The sequence below is a fragment of the Roseivivax isoporae LMG 25204 genome, assembly GCF_000521865.1.
Lineage (GTDB): Bacteria > Pseudomonadota > Alphaproteobacteria > Rhodobacterales > Rhodobacteraceae > Roseivivax > Roseivivax isoporae.
Map to the genome: position 1 here is coordinate 51,704 of NZ_JAME01000001.1, position 11,909 is coordinate 63,612.

At 68.0% G+C, this 11,909-nt stretch carries 11 protein-coding genes; 2 read left to right on the forward strand and 9 right to left on the reverse strand.

Annotation, left to right across the window (positions count from 1 at the left end; genetic code table 11):
• Positions 1-15 precede the first annotated feature (15 nt).
• From RISW2_RS00235 to RISW2_RS00275, 9 genes are all read right to left on the reverse strand, one after another.
• Positions 16-1,005, reverse strand: coding sequence for a TAXI family TRAP transporter solute-binding subunit (locus tag RISW2_RS00235; protein ID WP_162164304.1), 990 nt, complete (start codon positions 1,003-1,005; stop codon positions 16-18).
• Between the two features lie 67 nt (positions 1,006-1,072).
• Positions 1,073-1,771, reverse strand: a complete 699-nt coding sequence (locus RISW2_RS00240) for an isochorismatase family protein (protein WP_051491667.1) — start codon at positions 1,769-1,771, stop codon at positions 1,073-1,075.
• Positions 1,768-2,706 (reverse strand): isocitrate lyase/PEP mutase family protein, encoded by a 939-nt coding sequence (locus tag RISW2_RS00245; RefSeq protein WP_051491669.1) that lies wholly within the window; start codon positions 2,704-2,706, stop codon positions 1,768-1,770. Before RISW2_RS00245 ends, RISW2_RS00240 begins: the two co-directional genes overlap by 4 nt.
• Positions 2,703-3,626 carry an isocitrate lyase/PEP mutase family protein gene (locus tag RISW2_RS00250; protein WP_043765114.1) on the reverse strand — a complete coding sequence of 308 codons (924 nt, stop codon included), beginning with the start codon at positions 3,624-3,626 and terminating at the stop codon, positions 2,703-2,705. The genes RISW2_RS00245 and RISW2_RS00250 overlap by 4 nt, the downstream gene beginning before the upstream one ends.
• 56 nt (positions 3,627-3,682) lie before the next feature.
• On the reverse strand, positions 3,683-4,726 hold the full coding sequence (locus RISW2_RS00255) for an ABC transporter substrate-binding protein (protein WP_051491670.1): 1,044 nt from the start codon (positions 4,724-4,726) through the stop codon (positions 3,683-3,685).
• 84 nt (positions 4,727-4,810) lie between these two features.
• The gene (locus RISW2_RS00260; protein ID WP_043765116.1) at positions 4,811-5,596 is read right to left on the reverse strand and encodes an ABC transporter permease; all 786 of its coding nucleotides are present in this window, start codon (positions 5,594-5,596) and stop codon (positions 4,811-4,813) included.
• A gap of 2 nt (positions 5,597-5,598) precedes the next feature.
• Positions 5,599-6,402, reverse strand: coding sequence for an ABC transporter ATP-binding protein (locus tag RISW2_RS00265; protein WP_043765118.1), 804 nt, complete (start codon positions 6,400-6,402; stop codon positions 5,599-5,601).
• The gene (locus tag RISW2_RS00270; protein WP_084615192.1) at positions 6,402-8,573 is read right to left on the reverse strand and encodes an acetate--CoA ligase family protein; all 2,172 of its coding nucleotides are present in this window, start codon (positions 8,571-8,573) and stop codon (positions 6,402-6,404) included. The genes RISW2_RS00265 and RISW2_RS00270 overlap by 1 nt, the downstream gene beginning before the upstream one ends.
• The gene (locus tag RISW2_RS00275; protein WP_043765120.1) at positions 8,570-9,730 is read right to left on the reverse strand and encodes an acyl-CoA dehydrogenase family protein; all 1,161 of its coding nucleotides are present in this window, start codon (positions 9,728-9,730) and stop codon (positions 8,570-8,572) included. Before RISW2_RS00275 ends, RISW2_RS00270 begins: the two co-directional genes overlap by 4 nt.
• Positions 9,731-9,947: 217 nt before the next feature.
• Between RISW2_RS00275 and RISW2_RS00280 the strand changes: the two genes are divergently transcribed.
• Both RISW2_RS00280 and RISW2_RS00285 read left to right on the forward strand, forming a co-directional pair.
• Positions 9,948-10,694, forward strand: a complete 747-nt coding sequence (locus RISW2_RS00280; protein WP_162164305.1) for a GntR family transcriptional regulator — start codon at positions 9,948-9,950, stop codon at positions 10,692-10,694.
• A 40-nt stretch (positions 10,695-10,734) separates the two neighbouring features.
• Positions 10,735-11,901, forward strand: coding sequence for an MFS transporter (locus RISW2_RS00285; RefSeq protein WP_043765122.1), 1,167 nt, complete (start codon positions 10,735-10,737; stop codon positions 11,899-11,901).
• Positions 11,902-11,909 lie beyond the last annotated feature (8 nt).

Consider the following 11,909-nt stretch of genomic DNA (forward strand, 5'->3'; position numbering starts at 1 on the left):
GTCGAAGGACTGGGCTTACTGCATCTCGGGCGGGATCAGCCGGTCGGGGATCTCATGGCCCCCTTCGCGCAGGTAGCGCACGACGCCCGGGTGCAGCGGCGTCTGGGCCCGCTCGACAGTCTGCTGCGCTATGTCGAGCCCCGCAACCGCGCCGTAGGATTCGGCCACCTTGTCGACGTTCTCCGCCACGGTACGGAAGATGTTATAGGCAGTATCTTCGGGCATGTCCTTGGTGGTGCCCATGGTGATGAACACAACGCGCAGGTTCATGGGCCCGGTGTCGTACGGCGTGTCCTCGACCGCCATGAAGTCGAAGTGCGGATACTCCGCCTGCACCGCCGCAATGTCCTCCTCGGTCCAGTCGAGCAGGCGGATGTCGCGCGCGGTCTGCGCGTTCAGGATCGCGCTGTCCGGCGCTGCGGGTGGGCCGGCCTTGGTAAAGCCCACGATGCGGCGGTCCTGAAACGCGGTGACGGCGTCGCTCATGCCGGTACGGAACCAGTCGGGCTCAACGCCCATGGCGCCGAGAGCCTCGAACGACGCGCGCTCGGTCCCGGACCCGCGGCCGCCGCCGTTGAAGGCCTGCCCGTCGAGGTCGGCGACCGACCGGACGTCCGAATCCGCGGCCACCACGAACAGGTAGGCGAGGGGGGTCGTGGTCCAGAAAGTGCGGAAATCGGGGTTCGGCTGCCCCTCAAACGGGCCGAGCCCCTTGTAGTACTCGTAGAGGTCCGGCTCTGCCATCATGCCCCAGTCGACCTGGCCCTCGGACAGGCGGCGCATGTTGTCGAGCCCGCCGCCGGTCTCGACGACCGAGACGTTCACGTCGTCCAGCGTGCCGTTCAGCAGCTGGGCGACCGCGACGTGGTAGGCGTAGAGCGACGACGCCTGGCTCGTGGCGCCTATGGACAGCTGCGCGGTGTCCGCGAGCGCAGGGGTGGCGCCGGCGACGCACGCTGCGCTTCCCAGCCCGGCGCAGAGCGCGCGCACGGATTTAAGTGACATGAGTCCCATCGTTTTTCCTCCCTCGGGGATGTCTTGGCCCGCGCTTGGCGGACCCTCGGGCTGCCGATCAGCCGGTCGCGGCCCGCGCGGTGCCGGAAAATCGGCGGTCGAGTTCGCGCGTCACATCGGCATGACGTTCGACATCGGCGAATTTCATGTCCATGTCGAAGAGGCTGGCCTTGTGCGCCGAGGGACTGCGGTCGCCGACCGCGTCCTCCACCACGATCACGCGGAAATTGTGCGAGAATGCGTCGGTCACGGCGGCGCGCACGCATCCGCTGGTGGAAATGCCGACCACCACGAGCGTGTCGACGCGGTCATAGCGCAGGAAGGATTCGAGCGGCGTCTCGAAGAAGCACGACGGCTTGTTCTTCTCGACGACGACGTCGGCCTCGGTGGGCGCGTATGCCTCGGGCCATTCGTCGGCGCGCGGGTCTCGGGTGTAGCCGTGGCTCTCGGCGACAGAAAGCTTCAGGTTCCAGATGCCCCGGCGGACCGGGTGATTCCGATTGTCGCGGCGGCTGTAGTAGACTGGCAGACCCAGTCGCCGGAACTGGGCAGTGAGGTCGGTCAGCGCCTGCATCAGTTCCGGCATCTCGCGGCCGCACATGTCGTAGGCGGGATCGACGAACATCCACGTGGTGTCGATGTTCAGCAGCGCCACGCGCTCCCCAAAGCCGATCCGCTCGCCGAAGCCGCCCTTGCGGTAGGTCGCCAGCTCGGCGTCCGGGACGTAACCCTGCCATTTCTCCAGCTTGTCGCTCATGTCTCTCCCTTTCCGTCGGTGGCGGCGAAGCGCGATTCGAGCGCGGTCCAGTCCGGGTAGTCGAACAGGCCCCAGAGGGCGGCATGATCGAGCATCTGGTCGCGCATCCCCTCGGTGGTGCCGGTCTCGCGCAGCATTTCCATCAGGGCGCGGCCTTGGTGTCCGACGAGGCGGGTCAGCGAATTGGGGTAGATCGCGAGCCGGTAGCCCAGTGTCTCGAGGTCGGCGGCGGGCAAGACCGGCGTAAGCCCTCCCTCGACCATGTTGGCCAGCGTCGGCGCGTCGATGCGCGCGTTGATCTCGGCCATCTCCTCGCGGCTCTCGGGGCTTTCGACGAAGATCACGTCGGCCCCTGCCTCGGCATAGAGCGCTGCGCGGTCGAGCGCCGCCTCTAGACCGAGCGCGCTGCGCGCATCGGTGCGCGCGATCACAACGAAGTCCGGATCGTCCCGCCCATCTACGGCCGCCTTGATTCGGCCGGTCATCTCGGCCACGTCGACGACGCGCCTGCCGGGTTCGTGGCCGCATTTCTTGGGCCAGGTCTGGTCCTCGATCTGCACCGCGCTCAGGCCGGCGCGCTCCATCTCGCGGACTGTACGGATCACGTTGATGGGTCCGCCATACCCAGTGTCGACGTCGCAGATCACCGGGATGTCGATGCTGTCGGCGATGCGCCGTGCGCGTTCGATGACCTCTGCATAAGAGATCACGCCCATGTCCGGTGCGCCGAGCGCGCTCATCGAGACGCCGGACCCGGTCACGTAGGCCGCGGGAAAACCTGCCTGGGCCACGAGCCGCGCGGTCAGGCAGTCGAAACAGCCGGGGGCCATCACGATCCCGGGGCCGGACAGAAGCGCGCGCAGCCGCGCATTGCGGCCGCTCGCGTGAGCGAGGCCGGCCGGGTATCCCGGGCGTCGCGTGATCGTCTGCGTCATCGGTCGGTCTCCTGTCCGGCGGGGGCGGTGCGGTACTTCCGCTCGAGGTGTTCCGGGTCGAGGAAACGCCGTTCGAGCGCGTAGACGTGGTCCATCCCCACCAGGCGGTGGGTATCCGCGAAGTCGGCGAAGAGATCCGGGTCCGGGCCCGTCCCGTCGCGCGCGCGGATCGTGTCCAGCGCGCGGCGCATGGCGTGGATCGAGGCGAGAAGCAGCGACACGGGCAGGCTGACCCGTGCAACACCCATCTTCTGCAGCTCGGTGAATGTCAGCCCGGCTGGCGTCCGGCCGCCCTCGACCATGTTGACGGCCAGCGGGCCGCCGATCCCGTCCACCAGCCGGGCGACGGTGTCGCGGCGGTCCACCCCGTCAACGAAAACCATGGTGGCACCGGCCGCGAAATAGGTGCGGGCGCGGGCGATGGTGGCATCGAGCCCCTCGACCGCCAGCGCGTCGGTGCGTGCGTTGATGACGAAGTCGGGATCGCGACGGGCCTCGGCGGCGGCCTCGATCTTGCCGGCCATCTCGGCCTCGGACACGACCTCCTTGCCGTCGAGATGACCGCAGCGCTTGGGCATAACCTGGTCCTCGAGGTTTATGCCGGCAGCACCTGCCGCTTCGATCGCGCGCACGGTGTACCAGGTGTTTACGGCATTCCCGTAGCCCGTGTCGCCGTCGGCCATGAAGGGGATCTCGACCGCACCCGCGATCGCCACGGTGCGCTCGGCCATCTCGCGCATGGACAGGATGCTGGCATCGGGCAGGCCCATGCTCGCGGCCGAGATGCCGAGCCCGCTGGCCTGAACCGCCTCGAACCCCGCTTCCTCGATCAGCCGGGCCGAGAGCGGATCGTGGGCTCCGGGCATGATCAGGATCTCCGGCGCGTCGATCAGGCGCCTCAGTCGTGTCGTCTTGTTCATGGAACCCCCTTCTTGGGAGGCATCCGCGGGTGGCTCGTCCCGCGGATGCGCGGGCCTCAGTTCGAGGCCGTGTCGAAGAGTTCGTTGGTGTAGGCGGAATCGATGTCGAGGCCCTCGAACTTCTCGTCCGAGAACGTCTCGAGGAAGGTCACGACGCGCTCCATCTGCTCGCGCGTGATCTCGGGCGAGGTCGGGTAGGCCGGCACGACAGAGGTCCATGCGCGGTCGAACAGCTCCTTGTCGAACCGCTCGAAATAGGCTTCGTAAACCATGTCGCGCGCCTCTTCCGTGGTGTCGGGGTCGTGCATGGCCTCCTGCGCGCGCTGCAGTGCCGCCATCATCCGCCGCGCGAGATCGGGGTTCTCGTCCAGCCATGCGCGGCGGGTGTTCACCGAGATGTAGAGGTGGCCGTCAAGATCGGGCAAGGCGCCCGCGGCGGTGTTGAACAGCATGAAGCCGTCGAAATCCGCGATGGCCGTGTCGCTCGTCGGGTTCGACAGCGTGAAAGCGTCGATCCGGTCGCGCGAGAAGGCCGCGAGGATCTCGTTCGAGCCGCCGACGAAATTGACCGTCGCGTCGCGCTCGGGATCGAGACCTGCCTCGGTCAGCATGTAGAGCGCCAGCTGGTGCGTGCCGCTGCCCGCGCCGGTCACGCCGATGCGCGCGCCTTCGAGTGCCGCGAGGCGGTCCTCGATGCTGCTGTCCTCGGTCAGCCCCTTTTCCTCGGCATAGGCGCCGCGCATCACGACGTTCGATGCGTATTGCGTCATCAGCGCGCCGGCGATGACCGCGTTCGTGTCCTTCGACGCAGCGCGCAGCGCCGCAGAGGTCGAGCCGATGTAGACGTCCATGTCGCCGCCCAGAACCGCGGCCATGGACGTGCCGCCGCCGGCCTTGAAGACCTGCAGGTTGGGGTCAATGTTTTCGTCCGCGAAATAGCCCATCTGCTCGGCAACGTAGACCGGCAGGTAGAGCATCCCGACGCTTGGCATGGCGAAGTTGATGCGGTCCTGTGCCAAGGCCGCGCCGGCTGCCAGCGACAGTGCGCCCGCGGCAGCGACACGCACTGCTCCCTTCCCGAATTTTCCGAAGAACGTCATGGTGTTATTCCTCCCTTGGTTGCAATGCGGTCCATCCTCCCGACCGCGGGACGCCCCACCGCCGCGGCGGTGGGGCGGGTTTCGTCAGATCGACATCTCGCGCTTCGAGTTCGTCTCGCGCCAGGGCATCGCCCGGATCTCGATGAGCTTGACGGCCGCGTTCAGGCAGAAGGCCATGGCCATGATGCCGATGAGCGCGGTGAAGACGCCGGTCGTGTCGAACTGGCCGGCGGAGTCGGCCAGCAGGTAGCCAAGACCCCGGTTCGAGGCGATGAGCTCGCCCACGATGGCGCCGATCAGGGCGTAGGGGACAGACAGGCGCAACCCGGTGAACACCCAGGTCACCGCCGAGGGCAGCACGACCTTGAAGAGCACGTGCCGCTCGTTCGCTCCCATGAGCCGCAGGATCGCGATCTGTTCGCGGCTGACCGCGCGCACGCCCGTGTAGGTGTTCAGGAACACCAGAAAGAAGACGATGGTCGCGGTCAGCAGGATCTTCATGTCGATCCCGATGCCGAACCAAAGCACGAAAAGCGGCGCGAGCGCGACCTTGGGCAGGCTGTAGAACATCATGATGAAAGGATCGAGGACCTCGGCCACCAGCTGCGCGCGGCCCAGCCAGACGCCGATCACCATCCCGATCAGCCCGCCGAGCAGGAAGCCCGAGAGGGCCTCGAGCAGGGTGATCGCCCCGTGGTAGAAGATCTTTCCCGAGAGCGTCCATTCCCAGAACATCTGGGCGATGGCCGAGGGGCGGCTGATGAAGAATTCCGAGGCCAGTCGGCCCGAGGAGAGTTCCCAGCCGATGATGACGAAGGCGAGGAACATGGCTCGCAGGACCCAGATGCGCGTCTTGCTCAGCTCTTCCATGGTCAGTCCCCCATTCCGACAGCGGGCGCCAGGACGTCCCACAACGTTGCCGTGATCTCCTGGTAATCGCGGTCCTTGCGCAGCTGCAGGATGTCGCGGTCGGGCGGCAGCGGCACGTCGACCACCCGCTCGATGGTGCCGGGGCGTCCGGTGAAGACCACGCAGCGGTCGCCGATCGCCACCGCCTCGTCGAGGTCGTGGGTCACGAACATCACCGTCTTCCCGAGCCGTCGGCAGAGCGCGCGTATCTCGATTTGCATGCGCATCCGCAGCATCGCGTCGAGCGCGGCGAACGGCTCGTCCATCAGCAGCGTCTCGGGATCGTAGGCGAGGAGCCGCGCCAGCGCGCAGCGCTTGCGCATGCCTCCGGAGAGCTGGTTGGGGTAGCTGCGGCCGAAGCCGGTAAGCCCGACGGTCTCCATCAGTTCCTCGACGCGGGCAACGACCTGCGCCTTGGGCAGCCCCTTGATCTCGAGCGGGATCGCGATGTTGCCGATCACGTCGCGCCAGGGCAGCAGGTGATCGCTCTGCGTCATGTAGCCCACGGAATTGTTGTAGGGCTTCACCGGTGCTCCGCGGTAGATCACCTCGCCCTCGGTGGCCTCGAAGAGCCCTGCGGCCATGTTGAGCAGCGTGGACTTGCCGCAACCCGATGGACCAACCAGCGTGAGGATCTCGCCCTCGCGCACCTTCAGGTCGATGTCCCTGACCGCCTGGAGCGGTTCTCCCTTCACCGTGAAGCGCTTGCCCACGCCCCGGAATTCGATCAGGGGCACGTGGCCCTTCGATCCCGCTTGCTCGGTCATCAGTCCTCCCTTTCCGGCTCCCGTCCGGGCGGTGCATCCTCCCCCTCCTCCTCCGAAGGGGAGCCGCGCCGCACCGCAAGCGCATCCAGGGCACGCACTCCGCGGCCCTCTTCCAGCATCAGAAGCGGGTTGATCTCCGCCTCTGCCACGTCGTCGCAAAGCGCGAGACGCGACAGTCGCGCGACCGCGTCGGCCAGCGCGTCGAGATCGCCCCGCGGCCGGTTGCGGAAACCCCGGGCAACACGCAGGAAAGACACCTCGTTGAGCATCCGCCGCGCTTCCTCGGTCGTCACGGGGGCCACGCGGATGGCAGTGTCGCGCAGAGCCTCCGCGAGAACGCCGCCCGCGCCCAGCATAACCACCGGGCCAAGTTGCGGGTCACGGCGGAAGCCCACGAGCGCCTCGGCGATGCCCGTTTCCATCCGCTGCACGAGCACGCCGCGAAGGCGCGCCCTGGGATGCGCCGCGCGTTGAGTCGCCATCAGCCGGTCGAAGGCCGTCTCCACCGCCGCGCGGTCGGTCAGGCCCAGGATCAGACCGCCAGTGTCGGACTTGTGCGGGATGTCCGGTGACACGATCTTGAGTGCCACCGGATCGCTGCCGAGGCGCGCGAAGATCTCGCCTGCCGCCGTGGCGCTGTCGGCAAGGCCTCCCTCGGGCCCGGAGATGCCGAGAAGGTCGCAAAGCCGGCGGGCCTCGATCTCGTCGAGGGCCGGATCGTCGGCCGCGTTGAAAAGGGCGCGGACCGAACGAGCGAGATGTGCGTCGGGTGCAGCTTCGGCTTCGGGCGGACAGCGCGTGAGCCGCGCACGCAACCCTTCGGCGCAGGACTCCGCCGTCCGGAACACGGCCAGCCCTTCCTCTGTCAGCAGGAGGCGTGATTCGTCGGCGGCCGGCACGAGGTAGACCCCGAGGGGTTTCGCGCCCTGCGCGAAGCCACGCAGCGGCGCCACGGCGAGTTCGGGATGGAACTGCGACGACGAGCCGATGACCATGGCGATCGCGTCGACATCGTCGCTCGCCCGAAGGGCGTCAAGGACGGCGCGCACAAGCGCCGGCCGCGTGCCGGCCAGCGTCAGGTCGATCAGACCGGCCGGGCTTCCCGTCACGCCATGTTCAGCGAGGATCGCGTGGACCTCGGACAGGGGCGGCGCCATCTCGAGCCCGAGCGATGCGAGCGCGTCCACCACCATCGCGCCACCGCCGCCCGTGGTCGTCACGACGGCCACGCGCCGGCCCTTCGGAGCGCCCGATCCGAGAAACAGCGGCGGCGCCTCGAACAGGGTCTCGAGGATGCGCACGCGGGCGATCCCGAGATGTGCGAGGAGCGCGTCCGCCACGGCGTCGCTTCCAGCGAGCGCGCCGGTATGGGTCGCGGCTAGCGCCTGTCCGGCCTCGGACCGACCGAGCTTGTAGGCGAGGACGGGCTTGCCGGTGGCCTGGGCGGCGCGGGCAAAACGCGCCAATGCCGCCCGGTCCTTGATCGACTCGAGGAACAGCAGGATCGCCTCGCAGCGCGGGTCCTGCAGCATGACCTCGCCGATCTCGCCCACGGTCAGGTCGATCTCGTTGCCGACCGAGACGAGGCTCGAAAACCCTATGCCGCGCGCCGCGCCCTGCGACAGCAGAGCGCCGATCATGCTGCCGCTCTGCGAGATGACGCCGTACCGGCCGCGCGGCAGGGCATCCATCTCGAGCGTCGCGTTGGCGCTGCAGGTGAAGCCCTCGGTGTCGATGATCCCGATGGAGTTGGGCCCCAGCAGTCGCACGCCTCCCTCGCGCGCCGCCCGGGCGACCGCCTCCTGCCGGTCGGCGCCGGTCGCGCCTGCCTCGGCGAAGCCGTCGCTCAGGATCGTGGCGCAGCGGATGCCTCGCGCGGCACAGTCGCGCACGGCCTGCGCCACCGCGTCGGCGGCCACGAGGATGAAGGCATGATCGATGCCGTCGGGCGCGTCCGCGAGCGACGCACAGGCCGCGAGGCCATCGATCGTTTCGACACCCGGGTTGATGGGGAAGATCTGCCCCGCATAGCCGTGTTTCCGAAGGTAGCGCAGCGGGCGTGCCGTGGTCTTGGCCGGGTTCGAGGACGCCCCTACAAGCGCCACGGAGCGCGGGGAGAACAACGCCTGCGCCAGCCTTGTATCCGGCGTCCTGGTCCCGGCCAGCGTCATGAGCGCGGCCCGCGTTGCGAAAAGCGGGTGCCGAACACGCCTTCGGCGATGCGGTTGCGCATCATCTCGAGCGATCCGCCGGCGATCTGCCAGCCGCGCGTCTTGCGGAAGCAGTATTCGACGAGAGTCTCCTGACAGTAGCCCATGCCACCCATGACTTGCATCGCCTCGTTGCTGGCGCGAAAGCCGACCTCGTTGCACATGAGCTTGGCAACCGCGGTGTGCTGGGCGTCGGGCAGCCCGTGGTCGGCGCTGACCGCCGCCCGGTAGAGCAGGAGCTGCGCTGCCTCCATCTGTGCGTGGATGTCGGCAAACTTCCATTGCAGGCCCTGGAAGTCGCTGAGCGTGCGGCCGAACTGGCGTCGCTGCGCGGCGTAGTCGCGCGCGGTGTTGAAGGCATGCCGCCCCACGGCGAGTGCACGGGCGGAGTTGCCGATCCGCTCGGCGTTGAAGCCAGTGATCTGTTTCTTGAAGCCCCCGGGGCCCAGCAACAGGTTCTCTTCCGGGATGAACACGTCATCGAAGAAGAGCGGGCACCACGTCTCGCCGTTCATGTAGCTGGCTGGTGTGCCGAGGGAAAAGCCCTGCATGCCGCGCTCGACGATGACCGAACCGATCTGGCCCACGCCCTCCCCGAAGCGGCAGTAGACGAGGAACACGTTTGCCTCGGCCGAGTGGCTGGTGAAGACCTTTCCACCCTTCAGCAGCCACCCCTGGCCGTCGGGTGCGGGGCGGGCCGTGGTCCTGAGGTCCGTCACTGCCGAGCCGGCCTCGGCCTCGGTCATGCCGAGCCCGATGACCGTCTCTCCTGCGAGAAGCCCGGACAGGTAGCGTGCCTTCTGGTCGGGCGTGGCGTATTCGGCAAAGGTGCGGATCGGTCCGAAATTTCCGGCCTGGATGACATCGGCGGATTTCGGGCAGACCAGCGCCACCGCCTCGATGGCGATGACGGCGTCCATCAGCGTTCCGCCCTGCCCGCCGTCCGCCTCGGGAATGGTGATGCCGAGCAGTCCCATCTTCGCCGCCTCGCGCGCCACGTCGAACGGAAAGCTGGGGGCCCGGGCGCGTTCCAGCGCCCCGCCGGCCAGGGTCCGTTCGGCCCACCCGCTTACGGAATCACGGAAGAGGCGTTGCTCCTGCGTCAGTTCGAAGTCCATGTGCGCGTCGTCACTCCAGTCAGGTCTTAATGTCAGGTTGACTACATATTAATACTTTTGCAATAAATTCTTTGCGGCCGCCGCCGAAGACTGCAACGAGGGCGGGCTTGACGCTCGGAGACGAGGATCTCTTTACTGCCCCGATGCCGGCGCCGACTGCGCCAAACGGGTGCGAGACAGGAAGTGGGGCCGGTCGTCCATGATGGATCCGACACCGTTGTATCATCGGATCTATCTGGTCCTCCGCGAGCAGATCCTCGACCGCAAGTTCGATCCGGACAAGCCCATGCCGAGCGAGATCGAGCTGGCGCGTGCCTACAGCGTGTCGCGCGTCACCCTGCGCAAGACGATGGAGCGGCTCGAGCGCGAAGGGCTGATCCTGCGCCAGCGCGGCCGCGGCACCTTCGCGGTTCCGCCGTCGTCGCAAACGCCTGTGCAGGCCGATGTCAGCGGGCTGGTCGAGAACCTCCTCGCCATGGGGCTCAGTACCCAGGTCAAGGTGCTGGAGTTCGAGTACACCCAGACGCCGCCCGACGCCGCGAGCGATATGGGCGTGGCGCCCGGCACCATCGCGCAGCGCGCGGTGCGCCTGCGCAGCCTGAAGGACCGGCCGTTTTCCTACGCCGAGACATGGGTGCGCGAGGACATCGGACGGACCTACAGCGCCGAGGACATGGCAACGACGCCGCTCCTGCGGCTCTTCGAGATGGCCGGGGTCAAGATCGCGGGGGCCCACCAGAAGGTGATGGCCCGCTCCGCAGACTATGTCGTGGCCGACCTCCTCGGCGTCGAGGTGGGCTCGGCACTCCTCTGTATCAAGCGTGTAGTGCGGGACGAGAACGGCGCGGCGGTGGAGCGGATCCGCGCGCTCTACCGTCCTGATGTCTACGAGTTCGAGCTGAACCTGACCCTGGGGCAGGGTCCCGACGGCACCCTGTGGCAGCCGTCCCAGTGTATGCCGTGACGATCGCCCTCCGTCGCCGCGCCCGGCGCGCATGACCGGAATGACCGGTCGGCCGGCACGGCGCCACCCGCTGGTGGCGTTCGCGGCCTTTTTTCACCTTGCGGGCGTGCTTGGCACGCGACCCATCGTGCCGCTTTACGCCAGCGAGTTGGGGATCGGGCCGGCAGAGATCGGCGTGCTGGTCGCGCTGTTCGCCACGTTGCCGCTGTTCCTTGCCTTGCGCGCCGGCCGCTGGCTCGACCTGCGCGGCAGCCGCTCGATGCTGATCACGTGCACGATCGTGGCCGCGCTCGGCCTCGCGCTGCCCGAGCTGATGCCAGGGCGCCCGGGTCTCTACGCCTCGCAGGTCGTGACGGGGAGCGCGTCGACGCTCTTCATCCTCGCGGCTCAGCGCAGTGTCGGCGCGCTCGCGGCCGAGGCCGGGGCGCGCGAGCGCAACGTTGCGATCTTCAGCCTCGGCGTCGCGCTTGCAAGCTTCGCGGGACCGTTCCCTGCGGGTTTCATCGCAGAAACGCTGGGCTACGGGCCGTCCTTCCTGATGCTCGGCGGGGTGACGCTCGCATCGCTCCTCGTCGCGGTCAGGCTGCCAGCGGACAGGCCAGACGCGACCCCGGGCGTCGCGCCGTTCCCCGCCGGCAATCCGCTGCGCGTTCTGGGCTACAACCCCTACATGGGCCGCGCCTTCCTGATCTCGTCTCTCATCCTGATGGCCAAGGATATTTATGTCGCCTATTTCCCGCTCCATGCCGCGTCGATCGGCCTGTCCGCGGGGACGATCGGGGTCATCATCGGGCTCCACAACGGAGGAGGCGTTGTGATGCGCGTGGCCCTGCTTCCGCTGGTGGAGTGCTTCGGCAAGAATCGCGTGGTGGTCTCGTCGATCCTGCTCGGGGGCATCCTGTTCCTCGCGCTGCCCATGCTCGACGGCATCGTCCTTCTTACGCTTGCCTCGATCGGCATCGGGCTCGCGCTGGGTCTCGGTCAGCCGCTGTCGATCTCGACGACGATCGCACTGTCGCCGCGGGACAAGCTGGGCGAGGTGTTGGGCGTCCGGCTGGGCTTCAACCGCTTCACGCAGGCCGTCGTGCCCCTGGGCTTCGGCGGCGCCGTGCTGGTGACAGGCGTCGCCGGCGTCTTCGCGGTGGTGGGCGCGGTCCTGTGCGTCGGCGCGACGCGGCTGCGCATCCCGGACGAGCACAGCCGCTGACGCGCGGA